Consider the following 18,093-nt stretch of genomic DNA (forward strand, 5'->3'; position numbering starts at 1 on the left):
CTCTCCAATGGCATTACACTCGAGTTTATCTTGAACCTTTCATGATCCGGAACTATCCATTATCCTTTCACTGTTGAAAACCCTTGTAAGAAAGTAAATGAAAATCGAAACGTATGCCAGATTACTGATTAGCATAAGCAGAAATCTAGCAATTACGAAATTGACGGTGATAATATCCTTCATTACGAAGATTGAATTTACCAGAGGGATAAGATAAAGCAGCGGATTATCTGGCGATTCCATCTGCATCGTTGCTATTCCGAGGACAATAGCCATGATATATATCGGCATCACGTATCCGCTTCCTTCCTTTACGTTTCTTGCAATGGAACCCAGAAGAACGATCAGAGCGGCGGCAACTCCCGACATGGTAAGCAGTGTAATGAAAAGACCCACAAGAGTCGAGGCCGAAAGAGATGATAAATTTAGATTCTCTGCCCCAAATGCCGGGCCTCCTAATTTGAAGGCAATTATCAATCCTATGAAAGTGAAAATGCTGTTCAGAATCGCTATGGTCATTACGTAGAGAATCTTGCCCGTTGCGATCGATGATCTAGAAACCTGATTCACCAAGAGCACAGGCATGCTTCCTCTTTCCTTTTCGCCAGCGGTTGTATCTAGCCCAATGTTCATTGCTCCGGCAAAGATATAGATAAGTAGAAAATATGGGATCAGTGTCGCGAGCATTTCCGTTCCCTGAGATTCCTCGGGAGCAACATCCATTTTCTCTACATTAACAGGGTTGAGGTCTTCGATGGTTAAACCGTGTTCCAAGAGCTTCTCCGATAAGAGAAACGAAGAATAAGAAGCCAGAGCGTTCTGAACCATTTGTGCTCCATACGCCGATCCTCTCGAAGTAGAGTTGTAAAAGACGAGGGCATCAATTCTTTCTCCGTTTTCAATTCTCTCAGCTGAATTTGGAGGAAACTCAACCACTATCGAGTTTTCGAAGTCCTTTACCGTCTCTTCGTTAAGTTCATCGACGATCTCGAAGGAGATCATCCCTTCGAGAATCTTCAAGAACCTTTCGTCGGGCAGGTTGGTCACCTTCAGACTGTAAACGGCGTTTTCATAAGTTTTTGCCTGTGATTGAGATACGGCGTTCATAACCAGGAAGATGACAGGCATAATCAACATCGGCAGTATTAGTACCGCGAATATTGTTCTCGGATCTTTGAATACATTCTTTAATTCTTTCCGGAAGATTATTAGGGCGTCTCTAAACACTCTCAGTCACCCCTTCCAAATCGGCGATCTTGAAGAAGACATCCTCCAGACTGGACTCATCGAATCTTCTGTAAAGTCCCCCAAGAGTGTCATCGGCGACCAGTTTGCCTTTGAAGATTATCCCTACTCTATTGCAAAGCTTCTCGGCCACGGACATGATATGTGTGGAGATAATTATTGTCTTTCCCTTCTTGCGATAGTCCTTTAGAAATTCGGTCACGGTTCTTGCTGTAATAATATCTAGACCATTGGTCGGCTCATCAAACACGATTACCTCGGGATCATGGATCAGGCTGACTGCAATAGCAGCCTTTTGCTTCATTCCCGATGATAGCTTCCCGATTCTTTTGTCGAGAAAATCATTCATGTTCAGATAGTCAGAAAGAAATTTCGTCCGCTCAGAAATATCAGATTCTCGCATATGGCTTAGTTCTCCATAGAATCGAAGAAGCTCTCTTGGGGTGAGATTACCCGATAGCTTCATGTCGCTCGTCAGGAATCCAATTCTCCTCCTCACTTCTGTGGGGGCATCTACAGAATCAAACCCCATAACGGTTGCTCTTCCGCTATCGGGCTTAAGGAGAGTGGAAATGATTCTTAGTGTTGTGGTCTTTCCCGCTCCATTGGGACCCAGTAGACCGTATATGCTGCCTGGTTCTGCGACAAAACTGAGCGAATCTACAGCGGTCACTTTTTTCCTTCGATTCTCGAAGGTCTTCGTGACTCTCTCAACCTTTACCATTTCTACTAACCTCCAGTTATCTATCTTAGTGAAGAATAACACCATTATGTTACATTGAAGTTTAGTGGTGAAGATATCAGAAAAATTATTTCATAATTGAAGGAATAATTATCAATTTTATTGAGTGTTAGATTCATTTATTTCATTTTAAGATAAATTATAGTATAATATTGGAAGTCAAGGGTATCGATTTGCTTCCATGCGATGCTACAGTAGTTTTTAGTATGAAAAATAACCCTTTGATAATGGGAGGTTCTAAATGAAGGTAGCCAGTTCAAAGTATCTAGACGATAGACGTGACTTGTTGCGGAATCTTGTTTCAATTTTGGAGAATGATTTCCCCTACGTTTCTATTCTGGGTACCGATGTGAAGGGAAAGTTATTCCAGGTAACTACTACTGGGATAAGCGTCAACGATTCCAGATGGTCAGAAAGGGGCTTTGTTCTGAGAGTTCATGATGGAACAGGCTATTTTGAATTTTCTTTCAATGAAATAGATAGTGAATCTCTTAATGGAATTGTTGAGCTTGTGAAGAAGAGAGTCGCCGTTTTCAGAAAGGCCATGGTTAAGAACAATCTTGAGGCGGCAAAGACACCGATTCCAGAGGAGAAGGAATGGAAACTCAGTTTCAACGACGAAGTTAAGATCCTGCCTGGTATGCTGTCGGCCGAAGAGATCTTGGGCAGATTATCCAACCTAAAAGGTAAGGCTCATTCATTATCTGAGGAAGTAATAAACGTAATGACTTTAATGGAGAACGTACAGGTGAGCAAGCTCTTCATATCAAGTAAGAAAGACCTCTTTCAATCTTACATATGGTCGCAGGGATACTTGTATGTTGTTACGAGAAGGGGAAAGATGACAAAGTACAGCATGAAGGGATTTTCAGGTCTCAAGGGAGCAGAGATTCTAGATGAAATGGATGAGTATGTGGAGAAAGTTGTAGAAAACGCAAGAATGCTGCTCTCTGCGGAACGAATAAATCCCGGTACTTACGACGTTATATGCTCCCCCGACGTAGCTGGACTCATTGCTCACGAAGCTTTTGGCCATGGAGTGGAAATGGATATGTTTGTGAAGGAACGCGCAAAGGCTGTCGAGTATTTGGGGAAACAGGTTGCGTCTGAGTTAGTTACTATGCATGATGGCGCGGCTGGTGTAAGAGAAGTGTCTTCCTACGCTTTTGACGATGAGGGATGCGAAGCAAAAGATACTGTGATAATTGATAGGGGGATTCTTTTAACGGGAATATCTGATGTGATCTCAGCATCCATTCTTGGAACTGAGCCAACGGGAAACGGAAAGAGGCAGTCCTTTGAGAGGAAGGCGTATGCTCGAATGACCAATACTTACTTCTCGCCAGGGAAGGATGATCTGGAGGAAATGATAACTTCGATAGATTATGGATTTCTTCTCGAAGATTATTATAGTGGAATGGAAGATCCCAAGAACTGGGGTATCCAATGTGTCATAGCTTATGGTAGAGAAATCGTAAAGGGAAAGCTGACAGGAAGAATCGTATCACCGGTTATGATGACGGGATATGTTCCAACTCTGCTTAAGTCGATTTCAATGGTGTCAAAGGATTTCAGACTTTCTGGCACCGGAGCCTGTGGCAAGGGACACAAAGAGTTCGTTAAAGTCTCTGCTGGTGGTCCATACATAAAAGCGAAAGCGAGGTTGGGATAATGATAGATAAGATTTCTAGACAGCTTAAGTCGGTTGCGATAAGTGGATGGAAGATCAAGGAAGAAAACGTCGAAAGTGAGGAATACTTTTTTGTTAAGGACAAGGTTGACCTCGGAAGATCCAAGAAGGTAAGCAAGTACGAGGTTACCCTGTATAAGGATTTCGAAGATAAGAACGAGAAATACAGGGGTAGTTCTGTATTTTACATTAGCCCGGGGATGGAAGATGCTGAAATCAGTGAAGCAATTGAAGAGGCATTCTTCGCTGCCGGGTTTGTCAAGAATCCCTGGTATCCATTAGCTCCAGCCCTTTCGAGAAAATTTTGTTCAGAGGAGTATGAGTTATCCGAACTGGCAAGCGAGGCAGTTGGGGCAGTGTTCTCTCAATCGAAACCCGTAAATTCCTGGTTGAACTCCGTCGAGATTTTCGTCATAAAAAACAGGGACAGAATTCTCAGTTCCGAGGGAGTAGATGTCTCACTTTCGAAATACAGAACCTATATAGAAAGCATAGTGAGCTCATCAGGTAGAGAAGAAGTGGAGCTTTATGATCAACTTCTCCTATCAGTTCCTGATCACGAGCGGATTAGTATGAGAATTTCAAGACTGCTGGAAATGGTCCGTGAGAGAGCTAATGCTACTGCCACTCCCGCAGTTAAAGGAGTTCCGGTAATACTTACAGGAGAACCTGCTAAAGAGGCATTGAGGTATTACTTGATGCAGTCTAATGCCCATCTCAAGTACGACAAAATTTCTGAAGCCGAGCTTGGTAACTCTGTTCAGTCTGAGGAAGCAGGGGACAGAATAACACTAGAGGTTGTACCTGAACTGGAGGGTTCATACTACAGCCTTCCATTCGATAATGATGGTCTTCTTATGAAGAAAAGGAAGGTAATTGAGAACGGTATCTTGAATAGTTTCTGGGGTGACATAAGATACTCTTATTACATAGGAATCGAACCTACTGGCGCTGCAATGAACTTCTCTGTCGGAGAAGGAAGTCTCAGTGTTGAAGAGATGAGAAAAGAATCTCATTTAGAAGTCACACATTTTTCTGCAGTGGATGTCGATGAGACGACAGGAGATTTCGGTGGAGAAATCCGACTCGGATGGTATTTCGATGGTTCAAAGAGAATTCCCGTTACTGGGGGTTCTGTGACAGGAAATTTGAAGAGTCTTGATTCTCTTTATCTCTCTAGAGAGACAGAGCTAAATGGAGACTACTACGGGCCTGTTTCGCTGATGATGAAAGGAATGAAGATCTCGGGAGAATAGGGTTTCTGGAGGTTCATATGATAATCGAGACAATAAAGATGAGACATTCGACTAGAAAGTTTCTTCCATATGGACTCTCTTCTGAGGAGCGGGAAAGGCTTGTCGATTTTTTTGAAGTTATTCCCACTCTCCATTCCTTGCGTCTGAAATGGGCCTTGAAGGATCTAAATAAAGGATCATCCGCGATCTATGCACCTTGTACCAATAAGCCAAACTGTCTCGTGGAGTATGGCTTTCAGGGAGAGATTATTGTCCTGGAAGTGACGAAAATGGGCTTTGGTAGTTGCTGGAATGCCGGTATCAGAGAGGCGGGATCGCCGGCAGGTATAATTATCGGTAAGGAAGACCAGGGGAAAGTTAGTATCAACGACATTCTTACGGGTATGGGTAGGAGAAAGGAACTTCGAGCTCTGATTGATGGACCAGTTCCCGAAGACGAGAGACTGCTTCAGATACTTGAATCGTGTAGACTAGCCCCTTCGTCCATGAACAGGCAGCCGTGGAGATTCAGTGTTCTTGAAGGCGATCTTTACATCTGGACAAAGGCAAACATGATTGGAGGAGGTCACTGGTTAGATCTTGGAATTGTTCTTTCACATGCATACATAACTGCTTTAGAGTTCTTTAAGAATGTCTCTATAGAAAAGGCTGCCGGGGATCGTTACAGAGTGATAATGAAGTAGTCCCTAATGCCAGACCAGATCCTCTACATTTGGAGTGACTTGATGTGCACATTGATATGGTAGCATCCCCGAGAGGTTTATGCGGGAAGAGCTTTGAAGACTCACAGTGCCTCATTTGTTCAACATTCTGAGTGAGTTCAGAACTGCAAGCAAAGTTACCCCAACATCGGCAAATACTGCCCCCCACATGTTCATTAAGCCAAACGCGCCTAGAGCGATAAATGCCATTTTCACTCCGAGGGCTGCTGTAATATTCTGGATGGCATTTCTGTTCGTAGATCTCGATATCTCTATAGCTCTTGCGACTTTAGATAGAGACTCGCCTGAAAGAACAACATCGGCCGTCTCTATAGCTGCGTCGGCTCCAGAGAAGCCCATAGCGATTCCAACATCGGCCCTTGCAATTACCGGTGCATCATTAATACCATCACCGACGAATGCAGTACGCTTCCCGCTTTTGATAGCGTCTTCTACTGCTCTCATCTTATCTTCAGGAATTGCTTCGGAAATCAGACCGTCAAGGTTCAGTTTGGACGATATAGAACCAGCAATATCATGACTATCACCCGTGAGCATAACTATCTCATGAATTCCGAGTTCTCTAAGCTTGATGATGGCATCGGCAGAATCAACCTTCAGAACGTCGGACAGAGTGAATACTCCCTCTACTCTGCCATCGATGGAAAGAAATATCTTTCCTGATTCGCCTCGCTCTTTATAATCAACTCCGAGATCTTTTAGCAGAGAGGAGTTGCCAATGCCCATTTTCTTGTCGTTGATTTCTGCTGTGATACCTTTCCCGGCGATTTCTGAGTGGTGAGAGATTTTCATGTCTTCGGGAATCTCTGGGATAAAACTTCTAAACGAACTTGCCACTGGATGGGTGGAGTAGCTTTCCATCAGGGCCGCGTATTCCAATAATTCTCTCTTGTCATATCGGCCAGAAGTCTCTATTTGAGAGATCTCTAGCTTTCCCTTGGTCAATGTTCCCGTTTTGTCTATGAAAATCGAATCAATCTTGCCAAGAGATTCCAGATAATTACTCCCCTTGAATAATATTCCCTCTCTTGAGGCCTTTCCAATGCCGACGAAATAGCTTAAGGGAACAGAGATGACTAATGCGCAAGGGCAGGAAATGACAAGAAGGATCAAGGCCTTATGAACCCAATCTGAGAATCCCCCTCCGAACAGCAAAGGGGGAAATACCGCTATTGCGGTAGCAATGGAGACCACAGTGGGAGTGTACAGCTTCGAGAACCTGGTAATGAACCGCTCCCTATTAGATTTTCTAGAAGTTCCCTCTTCAACTAACTCCAGCATTCTGCTAGTGTAAGATTTCTGAAGATTTGTGGATGCAGTGACTTCTATTACACCTGATTTGTTTATGGTTCCGGCAAGAACTATATCGCCTTCTTTTACAGGTACGGGACTACTTTCTCCTGTGAGAAGTGATTTATCTATCCAGGTGCTTCCAGAGTTGACAAGACCGTCTATGGGAATTCTCTCTCCTGGTTTGACAACAAATCTGTCACCCGGCTGGATCTGACTTGCCGGTACAGTCCGAAGTTGTCCGTCAATGATCTGATTTACTTCTTCAGCCCTTAAATCTATCAGTTCCTTCACCGATCTTCTCGATTTTCTCAAGGCGATTGCCTCCAGAAGCTCTCCTAAACTGTAAAAGATCATCACGGCAACAGCTTCAGGCAATTCGTGGATTGCAAATGCACCCATAGTAGCGACGGTCATAAGAAAACTCTCGTCGAACAAGTCCCCCTTGAAGAGATTTCTGAAAGCCTTTAAAACGGTGTTTCCCCCAGCGACAAGATACGCAGTTACAAATAAGCCGTATTCAAGCAACTCATTATTCCCATGAATAAAGGGAGAAAAGACCAAAGCAATGAAAAAAAGGACTCCTGAGAAGAGCAGTTTCACAAGTTCTTTGATGGGTAAATCCTTCTCAACGTCCGGAGATTCCAACAGCGTTATCTCCGGTGAGTGTTTGTGAATAACTTCTTCTACTTCTTTGAAAGTTTGACCATCGATTATTAGTGTCGAAGAAGAGAAATCTATTCTTGCATCAACTCCCGATCTCTTTAGCTGGTCCTCCAGTTTGGCTGCACATTTAGGACAATCAAGTCCTTCTATTCTGTATTTCTTCATTCTAATCGCCCTCCGACAGTTCCTGGAAATGTTCTCTGGCAAGTTTTATGAGCTCAACAACGTGAAAGTCTTCTAAGGAGTAGAAAACAGACTTACCTTCCCTACGGCTTTTCACGAGTCTGTAAGACTTCAGTTGCTTTAGGTGATGGGAAATCGTTGGCAGTGATAGCCGGAGAATCTCTGCAAGATCACATGTACACAGTTCCGTTTCAGACAGAAGAAATACTATTTTCGTTCGCGTCTCGTCGGCGATAACCTTAAAAAGATCCGAGAGACCCGAAACTTCCTTAGCTATCAGTCTATATTTATCTACGTCGACGTGAATTTCTCTACTCGGGCAAAGTTCACTCATAGGATGTCTCCAAATCAATTAGACGGTCATCTAATTGATTGTAACTGCATTCTCTTCTCAAGTCAAGTCATCTGCCCATAACTCTCGCGGATGTCGATATCAAGAGCTCCTTTCCACCAAAGTTGAAAACGCCTTCGAAATAAAACGCGGTTGAGCTTTGAGAGTCAGTTCTTTTGAACTGCATTCTTTGACATGGATCGATTCGAATCTTGTCTTTCGAAAATCTCCATCCGGGGAAGACGATCTGAATAGCCTCAGTTCCTTTAGATTCGCATTTTCTTTTTCCATCAAGGTTCTAACCTTCAACGTTCCTTCTGGTTGCTCTTCTACATAACTCATTGAAGAAAGAGGCTTACCTGTGTTCAGGTGATGAATCATTGAACTTATCGCCTGAGAAACTCTGAAGACTTCGGCCCCATGTCCTGCCTTTGGAGCATAGACCATTGATGAACAGCCGGGCAGTTCTTCTATGTATTAGTTAGCTGAGTCTATGGGCCATATGGATCATTCGTTCCGACAGCAATTTGCTTTGGAATTACGAGTTGAGATCGATATGTGAAAGATCTGTGTACTCTGGCAAATCTAGTTATGCCGGGCTATTTAGATCATCAAGGATTCATCTCTGTACATATTCCTCAATGGAGTGACAAAAGCCTCCCCAGAAGTCAAGCTTGTGTTCCATCTGTACAGCAATATTGAGGTTGTCAAAGGCTGTGGGAACGATTTCTTTGACTCTCTTGTGCATCGGGGCAGTTAGCCATGTAGTCCAACCTCGCTTGGAGCCCCCCCGATAAAGTGAAGCCTTCAACTCCGTCCCCCTTGTTCCCTATGAAGTCATTCATGATGTTCATTGAAGCAATAGTGGCTTGAACCATGGGCAATAAGGCGGGTCATGTGTAATCACAACTCTTAAGACATCTTACAAGAGAATAGCTAAGTAACCAGTCCTCTTTGGGACCGCCAAAAAGTGGTTGATTTGGGATGTTGAATAGGACGGCAACGTAAGCTCTATTTGCAAAGCCAGCAGTCCGAATAATGCCAGCTCTTCCTACGAGTATCCGTGGTCACCAGTTATGAACATCACTGCAACTTTTGACTCTATCCTTGGTGGTTTTATGATCATCGGATCGTTTAGCCACTTAATCCTCTGCAATACAACCGAGTCGAAGTTTAACGTATCTATTTCGATAAGCCCCTCTGAAGGCGACTCCACAATCTTGACATTTGCATTATCCATAGTTGATGGAATTGAGTGGAGTTCAGAAAACTATCCACTGTTACCGATGAAAGAGAGGCCGCAACAATCAAGAGCAAGAAAACTGGAATTGCTCTCATCTCAGTCAGCTATTGTCTTCAGAAGATTTTCGGCAACTTTTCTGAGTTCGTCAATGATCTCCTGCGGCCCAATAACCTTGAAGGAGTTCTCAGAAGCCAGGAACATCACCAAATCTCCTATCTCGAAGAAATGGTATTTATGGCGATCGCCACCAAAATCTAGGTCTACTTCGTGGAATTCAGCTTCTCGCGGGAATATTCGGTTCCAGAGCATTGGTTCTTCCAAATACCTCTTGTTCGAAAAGATGACCTTATCAATCTCGTCTGACCTGACAAATCGGACGTTACCATCCTCTTGAAGACCACAAAATAACTCGCGTCTTTCATCGAAACAGGCGGGATAGAAAATGAACTCTTTGCCCCCTCTTTGAAAAATCTTCACAGCTTTCTTACTAGCTATCGCGTTCAGAAAGACTGAGCTTATTCGATATTCTGTTCTTAGTTGAAATTTCATGCTGTCTTCGAAAAGAGAAGGCAAATGATAGGGTTCGGAATAGAAGTACTCGCCTCTTTTCCTAGAGTATTTCATGGGCGCTCCAAGATTTGCTCTCAGATACTTGAAATCTCTATGGGCCTGTCGGACTGAGATGCCAAACTTCTGAGTGTAGTCTTTCATGGCTGCGAAATCATTCTTTAGCAAGCGATTGTGCAGCCACATAATCCTCATTTCCCTAGACACATCTGCCACCTCCAGTGGCCCAGACGAGAGACATCTGAACATCGCAGAACAGAATTCGAAGGTGCTAGAATTGCAATAGTATTATACAAAAATTCGAAAAGTAAATCTAGAAGATGAAATGGAGACATGATGGTTAGAGGAATCATATTTGACTTGTTTGGAACCATTGTCAGTAACGCGAGGCTCTTCAGACCTGTATGCTCCAAGATGGCAGAAGAGTCGTCAGCTGAAGTGGCGGAAATAGAGAGAGACTTTGTGAATCTCTACGGCCACTACTTCAAGGACTGTCATAAAATGCCCTTTCAGCCGGAGAGATACTATTATTATCTTCTGATAAGCGATTTGATTGACAAGTACGATTTGCCAGGAGACATGGAAGCCTACTGTAACTTCATGTACGATTCCTTCTCTAAGTTCCGCGCCTATCCGGATGCAAGGATCCTAAGGGCGATCGTAAACAAGTATTCCGTTGCAATCCTAACTAATGCCGATAATTCCTTTGCTGAGAAGGTTGTAAAAAGAAATAAAATTCCACATCATTTTCTGCTGACTTCGGAATCGGCAAGATCGTACAAACCATGCGAAGTTATCTTTGAGAAGCTACTGTCTATGATGGAAATCGAGAAGAGGCACGTCATTTTTGTTGGTGACAGCATTCAAGTAGACATGCTTGGCGCTTCTGCAGCCGGAATTAAGGGAATTCTTATCGATCGGTCAAGATCTTACTTAGACTACGCACCAAGAATCGAAAGCTTGGAAGAACTGCCTAGCTTGCTAGAGTCCTTGTAAGAGCACCTTCGAATTCCTCAAGAACTATATCGAGATCTTCTCTGGTAACGTTTAGATTGGTTACGAATCGCCATTCGCCAGCTTCAGGCGGATTTATCTTTATTCCCTTATCGTGAAGAGTTTCAACGATAAACTTTGAACTTGCTTTACCGGTGATTCTGAAGAAAACCATGTTTATGTCGAGACGATCAAAGAAGACTTCGATTTTTGGTAATTTTGAAAGCCCTTCAGCCAGGTATTTAGCATTGTCGTGGTCTATTTGAAGACGATCGATCATTCTCTCGAGTGCGAATACTCCGGCGGCAGCAATAATACCTGCCTGACGCATAGCTCCTCCCATGATCTTTCTTCCCTTTCGTGCCTTGGCTATGAATTCTCGTTTACCTACCAGCATTGACCCTATCGGTGCACCGAGTCCCTTCGAGAGGCAAAACATAACCGAGTCGGAACAAGAGGCAATTTCTGCGGGGCTAACCCCTTCGGCAATAGCAGCGTTGAATATTCTTGCACCATCAAGATGCAGGGGGACTTTCTGCGCTGAAGCCAGTTCGTAGATCTCCCTGATGTAATTCATGGGGAGGATTCGTCCGCTGGAGTGGGCATTTTCCAGACAGATTAATCCGGTTCTCGGATAATGAAGATCCTCAGATCTGATGGCACTTCTGATTCTTTCGGCTGAAGGTTTGCCATCATCACAGTCAAGAGTTCTCATCTGAACTCCCGCTATCACTGCAGAAGCTCCGGCCTCGTGGACAATGATGTGATTGGACGCTGGAATAATCACCTCATCTCCCCTTAGAGTGTGTGTGAGGATTGAAAGTTGATTCCCGAATGTTCCTGAAGGAACGAAAAGGGCGGCTTCCTTCTTCAAGATGTCTGCTGACATCTCTTCAAGTCTGTTGACTGTCGGATCGTCTCCGTACACATCGTCTCCTACCTCTGCACTGGCCATAACCCGCCTCATTTCTTCACCGGGGACCGTAACTGTATCACTTCTAATATCTATCCACTTCAAGACAGCACCTCCATAAGGTAAGTTATGAAAACAATTATAAACCAGAATTACTATCAAGAATAACAAGAATAAAAAAAGCCGGATCTAATGATCCGGACTATATGGGGTTCCTATCTAAGGGGGATAGGGGGGTTATAAACTATATTTATTCTAGTTTGTTTGTATGAATATTGCTTTGTGAAAATAGGGCGAAAACATGCAGTGTGCATTACCTATAGATTACCTGTTAAAATAAACATTAACATTAACACAACGGATGCCACATCTCATAAATACTATGGGTTGTTACTTATGGAGTGAGAGATAACCAGATACAGTATATCAATGTTACACTTTAAAAAATATCTTATCAGTAAAGAGAGACATCAGGACTTTTCTGGTATCGGTGACTGCGAGGATAATTCACGTGTAATTATGCTTTACTCTGAGGTATGGTAACATTTCTCGTGTATGGAGTCCAATCTTCTTCTAGCATTTGGTAGGGCTTTCAAGAATCTTTCCAGCGTTTCGCATGGATACTCTTCGCATTCTCCGCAGTTTGAGATTCCCTTCTCTTCACAACAGAGTTTGAATGGGCAGCCGGAGCATAACTTAAAAAGAGAATTACCATGACATCCACTGCAGCTGACGTCTTCCGAAGAAATATCAAAACCAAAATCGACAGACCACCTATTTGCAGTCTCTCTTCTTAATGAATTATCATCAGCGATAGTGGCCCTGTATGTATCACACTGACTGCAGTCTATCCCGCAGAATGCTATCATAGTCATGCAATCACCCGGACTCAGCTTAACTGATGTTTTTGTCCATGTGTAGAGCATAGCATTATTTATTGAATTGTCATATCTTTGGAGGGAGAGCTTTGAAACCTGTAATTACTAAAGAAGTTTACAAGGTTAGATACTACGAACTCGATTGTCACTGGAAAGCTTCAGTTTCCACACTCATGGATTATTTTAATGATATAGTGACACTTCAGACTGTCGAGATAGGCCACGGAGTTGACATTATGAGCAAGGGTGAATACGCTTGGCTTCTTCTTCGTTGGGATGTCAATGTGAACAGGTATCCTGACTACATGGAAAACGTTGTTGTTCAGACTATTCCTTACTCAATGGATAGATTCTATGCGTACAGGCGTTTTGAGATATTTGACCGTTCAGATAATCTAATTGTTGACGCGAATTCTCAGTGGATCCTAATTGACCAAAGGAAACGAAGACCAATCAGGATCGGAGACCAGTTCTACGCATTGTATGGTATTGACAGTGATTTCCACCAACCTCTTTCTTTTCCACAGGTTAACGATAATGATTCATATGGTGAAGAGATCACCTTTAGAGTACGCAGTTCGGACTTGGATACGAACGGGCATTCTAACAACGTGTCATATGTTAGATGGATTATGGAAACCGTTCCCGATGAGTTTGCGAAGAGATCCTTGAGAAGGCTTACAATCGAGTACAAACGCGAATCTCGAGAGGGTGATGAGATTTCTGTAGAAAGTGTATTTGAGAACGGGGACGAGTTTGCTGAAGGCAAACACAAGATAATCAGTTCTGGAAGAGTACTTTCTCTTGCCAGAACTGAATGGAAGTGAATGGCTGTTGAAGCCGCCTATTATACAAGTGAGTCTGGATCTACATAATCATCCAGCCAATACGCATCTGGATTCCTGTTGAAAGCCATAAAGAGATCGTACCGTCTTGGATCGGCCGCTCTATGATATTTCATGTATATCTTCTTCTCGTCCAGGCCGACATATTCGATTTTGCCGGTTGCGTGTGACATTACGAATCTAGCCCTCTTTGCCAGACCTGAGACTGAATCTATGGACTTCTTGAAAATTTCATAACCATTCTCTGCTGGCACTGCATAAGTGTGATTTCCCTTTGTCGGTCTGCACTGAAAGACATAGTAAGGTGGAATCCCAATAAATGAGAGTTTCCTGAATAATTCGGTCATGACTTCCACACTGTCATTCACGCCACGGATCATTGGCGTCTGATTGCATATAACTGCACCAGCATCTCTCAGAATGTTCAGACCTCTTATTGCTTCATCGGTTAGCTCTCTAGGATGATTGAAATGTGCCATTATATATATCCTTTTCTTTGGGGTGCTGTATTTCTTAACCATATCTGGCAAATCTGGATCGTTAATAATTCTGTAGGGGTTAAAAGCAACCATTTTGCTTCCAAATCTTATTATGCCAACATGGTCAATCTCCCTCAACTGTCGAACAATATCTCCCAGTTTTTCTGTAGAAAGTATTAGAGAGTCCCCACCGGTGAGAAGTACGTTCGTGATTTCCTTGTGCTTTCGAATGTACTCAACACCAAGAGTAACGTCATTTACCACTTCTTTGTTTTCTGTGGAGAACAGTCTCTTCCTGAAACAGAATCTGCAGAAGCTTCCGCAAACCTTTGAGACAAGAAGCAAGGCGGTGTCTTTGTACTTATGCTCCATACCGGGAGCAACGGTGTATATATGCTCCTGAGAAGCATCCAGATCCCCCCACTCATCGAGTTCTTCGAAGTCGGGAAGGATAATTCTCTTTATAGGATCGTGCGGATCGTTCCAGTTAATGAGCCCCAGATAGTAATCATTGGCTCTGAAGGGGTAAACATCGGTCACCTTCTTCATTTCAGTTATCTGTTCATCATTTAGCTCTTCGATCTTCTCTACACTAGTAAGATATGTTGGTTTCTGCAAATCTATCACTCCTTTGTTTAATATACAGACTAAAAACATACGAAGCCTGTATTCGATCATTCCGAAGAGGCCTTTGGCAGAGACTGCCCGCAATGGTAATCGACATTGATCCCTTCTAGTGAATCTTCACTTGTACGCAAATCGATATTTGATCTGAATCAAACGAGTAAGCCGGCATCGCGCAAATACAAGCAATCATGCAGGCACTAACAATAATTAATTATAGCATACTCAAAACTCTGATAAAAATGATGCAGTTAGACTCTCTGAGTTGCTTTTCAAATATGCTTCACAGAAGTATACTCACATAGGGTATTTGGTAAACAGAAAAGCCCCTCTTCTTGGAGGGGCGAATAGACAAAATCTAGCGTTGCAGTTATTCGGTCACTAGTATGATATTTCCCACATAATCTCCGGAGGGAGAGTAGATCTTTCTGTTCAGTGAATCGTCTGTAGAATCGAATATCGCCGTTCCGATTAATGTTTCTTCAGATTCATTGATCGAATAGAACCGAATCTCATCGAAACTGAATTCCCAGTTGGTTTTGATAACAGCCTGTTTTCGGTCGGATACGATTTCATACTCACCGGCAACAATCCTAACGTTTTCCGAACTAAATAAAGGAAGCGCATATGATACCCTTACAACCTTTTCTGACGCTATGACTTCAAGTCTAAATCTCTTTTTCGTCTTCATACCTAGTTCATCTGAGACTTCTAGAATTACCTCTCTTTCTCCGATGTCGGCTCTTTCCGGAAGGAAAAAGTATCTATCTACCACGACTTCACCCGGACCAGAAATCAGGTTGAATCTGAGGGCGTCGCCATCTGGATCAGTTGCGAATGCCCGAAGGTACAAAGAGAACTCCTTTCCAGCCTCCGCGATGCAATCTGGCAAAAAAACGTCCGGTGGCCTGTTCAGATTTCTTACTTCGATTCTGATTGGAAGACTCTGGCTTGAGCCATTAGAGTCTATGGCTGTGACTGTGGCTGTCTTCTCACCGCTGTCATTAAACCCGGGAGTGTAAATGTAACTATTTGCTGATATGCTCCCGATCCCCTGTAATTCGAATTGAAGATCATCTCCGTCAGGGTCAACGAAAAGACTTCCCAGATCGAGGTCAAGAGTGAAGCTTTCCATGATGCTGGTGTTTATCGAGGGTGATAACGTTACGGGCGATCTGTTTACGTTTTCTACCGTGACTTTGAAGAACCCTACGCTTTCAAGTCCTTTATTATCTTTTGCCGTTAGTGTCACTTCATGTATTCCTTCGGAATCGAAGTCAGGAGTGAATAGATAATGGTCATCCTCAATGAAGCCCGGTCCGTCTGCGATTTCGAAGGTGACCTCATCTCCATCGGGATCGAAAATGAAACCCTTCAGGTATATTTTCAACTGCTCTCCCTCTTTCACCGATTGATCGGGAATAGATATTTGAGGAGGTCTGTTGACATCTATTACAGATATGATTATTGGTAGAGAAAGACTTCCTCCGTTGTTATCAGAAGCCGTAACAATAACGTTTTTCTCCCCCGCCTCGTCATAGCCCGGTGAGTACGAGTAGTTACTGCCCTCAATCTCTCCGATACCACTGAGACTGTATATCAATTCGTCTCCGTCTGGGTCTGAGAACAGGGGTCGAAGATCGATTTTCAAGGAAGAGCCTTCATGTATCGAGGTTTTCATCTCTTCTATTGACGATTCTGGGTTTCTATTCCTGTCTTTGACATCGATTCTGATCACCAAGCTATCTGACAGTCCGTAAGGATCTGTGGCAGTTACAGTTGCAACCTTCTCTCCCTTGTCGTTGTACCCTGGAGAGTACTGATAGCTATTGTCGACGACTATACCATAGCCTTCCACTTCGAATTGAAGATCATCTCCGTCAGGGTCAACGAAAAGACTTCCCAGATCGAGGTCAAGAGTGAAGCTTTCCATGATGCTGGTGTTTATCGAAGGTGATAACGTTACGGGCGATCTGTTTACGTTTTCTACCGTGACTTTGAAGAACCCTACGCTTTCAAGTCCTTTATTATCTTTTGCCGTTAGTGTCACTTCATGTATTCCTTCGGAATCGAAGTCAGGAGTGAATAGATAATGGTCATCCTCAATGAAGCCCGGTCCGTCTGCGATTTCGAAGGTGACCTCATCTCCATCGGGATCGAAAATGAAACCCTTCAGGTATATTTTCAACTGCTCTCCCTCTTTCGCCGATTGATCGGGAATAGATATTTGAGGAGGTCTGTTGACATCATTGACTCTAACCATAAAAGAAGCCGTGTTTGTTGCTCCTTTTTCATCTTCGAGAATTAATACGACCGATTTGTCCCCTGCATCTGAGTAATCTGGATTGTATATGTAAGATCCGTCAACGATCTCTCCAGGTCCCTCTAGGCTGAAGGTCACGTTATCTCCATCTGGATCGACAACCCTGGAAAGCAAATCGAAAGAAAGGGACTCTCCTTCATTCACGTTCATGTCGCTAAGCAAGGACTTTGGCGGGCGGTTCACGTCTATTACGAGGATTTCGAAGCCTGAAAAGACATCGTTACCCGAGCCGTCTGATGCCTTGATTCTAACGGTTTCAGTTCCGGAATCCGAGTATGATGGCTCGTAAGTGAACACTCCTTCCGTAATCTCTCCCGGGCCTTCTTCTAGAGAAAGGACCACTTTGTCGTTATCTTCATCGACTACCTTTGAAGAAATATCAACCGAGAGAACCTCTCCTTCATTAACGATCTGATTCTCGAGCTGCAAAACAGGCGGGGCGTTAACATCGATTACTTCAAGTTCGATATCTCGTGCTGTTTCGTTTCCATTTGGGTCCTTCGCCAGTACTCTCAAAACCGTCTTACCGGAATCACTGTAGCCTGGAGAGTAAATGTAAGCACTTCCGTGAAGCTCCCCTGGGCCTTGAACGGAGAATTCAAGTTCTTCACCATCTGGATCAACTGCTAGCGAGTTCAAGTTGATAGTCACTGTTTCACCTTCGCGAACTACGATAGGAGAAGTGTCTATTTCCGGTGGGCGGTTCACTCTAACTACGTTTATCAGCATTTCTTGCTGAGAACTCTTTCCCTTCTTGTCGGTTGCCCTTATACTTACACGAACTTCTCCCTCATAGGAGAAGCCTGGTTCGAATACATAGGAAAAACCGGATATTGTGCCGGGACCTTCTACCAGTTCAAGAACTACTTCATCGATTTTTTCATCGATAACGAACGGCTTCAGATTTGCAGATAGCTTCTCGCCCTGATTCACTACATGAACTGGAAACTGCAGTTTCGGTTCTTTGTTTAGGAGCGCGGGAAGTGCAATAATCAGAACGATTGCCACGGCAACTGCGGCAATGAGTAGATATATCATCCATCTCTTCATTATTTCTCCTCCTTTCTCACGATTGCCTTCTTTCAATATATCTGCTGATAGTG

Annotated in this window: 16 protein-coding genes; 5 read left to right on the forward strand and 11 right to left on the reverse strand. The window is 43.4% G+C overall.

Annotation, left to right across the window (positions count from 1 at the left end; translation table 11 throughout):
• Positions 1 to 39: 39 nt before the first annotated feature.
• Both THEBA_RS10680 and THEBA_RS10685 read right to left on the reverse strand, forming a co-directional pair.
• On the reverse strand, positions 40 to 1,227 hold the full coding sequence (locus THEBA_RS10680; protein ID WP_014731541.1) for an ABC transporter permease: 1,188 nt from the start codon (positions 1,225 to 1,227) through the stop codon (positions 40 to 42).
• Positions 1,220 to 1,969: an ABC transporter ATP-binding protein gene (locus tag THEBA_RS10685; protein WP_014731542.1), complete on the reverse strand. Its 750-nt coding sequence runs from the start codon at positions 1,967 to 1,969 to the stop codon at positions 1,220 to 1,222. The genes THEBA_RS10680 and THEBA_RS10685 overlap by 8 nt, the downstream gene beginning before the upstream one ends.
• Positions 1,970 to 2,228: 259 nt before the next feature.
• On the opposite strand from THEBA_RS10685, the gene THEBA_RS10690 reads away from it, so the two are divergent.
• The 3 genes from THEBA_RS10690 to THEBA_RS10700 are packed head-to-tail and all read left to right on the forward strand — an operon-like array spanning position 2,229 to position 5,616.
• A complete protein-coding gene (locus tag THEBA_RS10690) occupies positions 2,229 to 3,659 on the forward strand; it encodes a TldD/PmbA family protein (protein WP_014731543.1) in 1,431 nt (476 codons plus the stop codon).
• Positions 3,659 to 4,933, forward strand: coding sequence for a metallopeptidase TldD-related protein (locus THEBA_RS10695; RefSeq protein ID WP_014731544.1), 1,275 nt, complete (start codon positions 3,659 to 3,661; stop codon positions 4,931 to 4,933). The genes THEBA_RS10690 and THEBA_RS10695 overlap by 1 nt, the downstream gene beginning before the upstream one ends.
• A 17-nt stretch (positions 4,934 to 4,950) precedes the next feature.
• Complete coding sequence (locus THEBA_RS10700) at positions 4,951 to 5,616, forward strand: nitroreductase family protein (protein ID WP_014731545.1); 666 nt, start codon at positions 4,951 to 4,953, stop codon at positions 5,614 to 5,616.
• Positions 5,617 to 5,727: 111 nt separating this feature from the next.
• Here the strand turns inward: THEBA_RS10700 and THEBA_RS10705 are convergent, their stop codons facing one another.
• The 5 genes from THEBA_RS10705 to THEBA_RS10730 form a co-directional block, all read right to left on the reverse strand.
• Complete coding sequence (locus THEBA_RS10705) at positions 5,728 to 7,776, reverse strand: heavy metal translocating P-type ATPase (RefSeq protein WP_014731546.1); 2,049 nt, start codon at positions 7,774 to 7,776, stop codon at positions 5,728 to 5,730.
• A 1-nt stretch (position 7,777) separates the two neighbouring features.
• Positions 7,778 to 8,128: an ArsR/SmtB family transcription factor gene (locus tag THEBA_RS10710; RefSeq protein WP_014731547.1), complete on the reverse strand. Its 351-nt coding sequence runs from the start codon at positions 8,126 to 8,128 to the stop codon at positions 7,778 to 7,780.
• A 99-nt stretch (positions 8,129 to 8,227) separates the two neighbouring features.
• A complete protein-coding gene (locus THEBA_RS10715) occupies positions 8,228 to 8,572 on the reverse strand; it encodes a hypothetical protein (RefSeq protein WP_041928222.1) in 345 nt (114 codons plus the stop codon).
• Between the two features lie 172 nt (positions 8,573 to 8,744).
• The gene (locus THEBA_RS10720; protein WP_041928224.1) at positions 8,745 to 8,936 is read right to left on the reverse strand and encodes a PhoPQ-activated protein PqaA family protein; all 192 of its coding nucleotides are present in this window, start codon (positions 8,934 to 8,936) and stop codon (positions 8,745 to 8,747) included.
• A gap of 528 nt (positions 8,937 to 9,464) precedes the next feature.
• Positions 9,465 to 10,142, reverse strand: a complete 678-nt coding sequence (locus THEBA_RS10730; protein ID WP_014731548.1) for a hypothetical protein — start codon at positions 10,140 to 10,142, stop codon at positions 9,465 to 9,467.
• Between the two features lie 129 nt (positions 10,143 to 10,271).
• Between THEBA_RS10730 and THEBA_RS10735 the strand changes: the two genes are divergently transcribed.
• Positions 10,272 to 10,931, forward strand: coding sequence for an HAD family hydrolase (locus THEBA_RS10735; protein WP_014731549.1), 660 nt, complete (start codon positions 10,272 to 10,274; stop codon positions 10,929 to 10,931).
• On the opposite strand, the gene ltaE is transcribed toward THEBA_RS10735, so the two are convergent.
• Entirely contained in the window at positions 10,909 to 11,946 is a 1,038-nt protein-coding gene (ltaE, locus tag THEBA_RS10740) for a low-specificity L-threonine aldolase (protein WP_014731550.1), read from the reverse strand. The two genes, THEBA_RS10735 and ltaE, sit on opposite strands and share 23 nt — an antisense overlap.
• A gap of 419 nt (positions 11,947 to 12,365) precedes the next feature.
• Positions 12,366 to 12,767, reverse strand: a complete 402-nt coding sequence (locus THEBA_RS14985) for a DUF3795 domain-containing protein (protein WP_148270031.1) — start codon at positions 12,765 to 12,767, stop codon at positions 12,366 to 12,368.
• A gap of 41 nt (positions 12,768 to 12,808) precedes the next feature.
• On the opposite strand from THEBA_RS14985, the gene THEBA_RS10745 reads away from it, so the two are divergent.
• Positions 12,809 to 13,546, forward strand: coding sequence for an acyl-[acyl-carrier-protein] thioesterase (locus THEBA_RS10745; RefSeq protein ID WP_014731552.1), 738 nt, complete (start codon positions 12,809 to 12,811; stop codon positions 13,544 to 13,546).
• Between the two features lie 20 nt (positions 13,547 to 13,566).
• Here THEBA_RS10745 and THEBA_RS10750 read toward each other — a convergent pair whose 3' ends face one another.
• Together THEBA_RS10750 and THEBA_RS10755 are read right to left on the reverse strand one after the other, a co-directional pair.
• Positions 13,567 to 14,661 (reverse strand): KamA family radical SAM protein, encoded by a 1,095-nt coding sequence (locus THEBA_RS10750; protein ID WP_014731553.1) that lies wholly within the window; start codon positions 14,659 to 14,661, stop codon positions 13,567 to 13,569.
• A gap of 376 nt (positions 14,662 to 15,037) precedes the next feature.
• Entirely contained in the window at positions 15,038 to 18,040 is a 3,003-nt protein-coding gene (locus THEBA_RS10755) for an Ig-like domain-containing protein (RefSeq protein WP_014731554.1), read from the reverse strand.
• Positions 18,041 to 18,093 lie beyond the last annotated feature (53 nt).

Origin of the sequence: Mesotoga prima MesG1.Ag.4.2, assembly GCF_000147715.2 — a bacterium.
Taxonomy (GTDB): domain Bacteria; phylum Thermotogota; class Thermotogae; order Petrotogales; family Kosmotogaceae; genus Mesotoga; species Mesotoga prima.

Bases quoted from the DNA above. Each gene is read 5' to 3' on its own strand.
- THEBA_RS10685 (WP_014731542.1), bottom strand. From the start codon at position 1,969: ATGGTAAAGGTTGAGAGAGTCACGAAGACCTTCGAGAATCGAAGGAAA.
- THEBA_RS10690 (WP_014731543.1), top strand. From the start codon at position 2,229: ATGAAGGTAGCCAGTTCAAAGTATCTAGACGATAGACGTGACTTGTTG.
- THEBA_RS10695 (WP_014731544.1), top strand. From the start codon at position 3,659: ATGATAGATAAGATTTCTAGACAGCTTAAGTCGGTTGCGATAAGTGGA.
- THEBA_RS10700 (WP_014731545.1), top strand. From the start codon at position 4,951: ATGATAATCGAGACAATAAAGATGAGACATTCGACTAGAAAGTTTCTT.
- THEBA_RS10705 (WP_014731546.1), bottom strand. From the start codon at position 7,776: ATGAAGAAATACAGAATAGAAGGACTTGATTGTCCTAAATGTGCAGCC.
- THEBA_RS10710 (WP_014731547.1), bottom strand. From the start codon at position 8,128: ATGAGTGAACTTTGCCCGAGTAGAGAAATTCACGTCGACGTAGATAAA.
- THEBA_RS10715 (WP_041928222.1), bottom strand. From the start codon at position 8,572: ATGGTCTATGCTCCAAAGGCAGGACATGGGGCCGAAGTCTTCAGAGTT.
- THEBA_RS10735 (WP_014731549.1), top strand. From the start codon at position 10,272: ATGGTTAGAGGAATCATATTTGACTTGTTTGGAACCATTGTCAGTAAC.
- THEBA_RS14985 (WP_148270031.1), bottom strand. From the start codon at position 12,767: ATGCTCTACACATGGACAAAAACATCAGTTAAGCTGAGTCCGGGTGAT.
- THEBA_RS10755 (WP_014731554.1), bottom strand. From the start codon at position 18,040: ATGAAGAGATGGATGATATATCTACTCATTGCCGCAGTTGCCGTGGCA.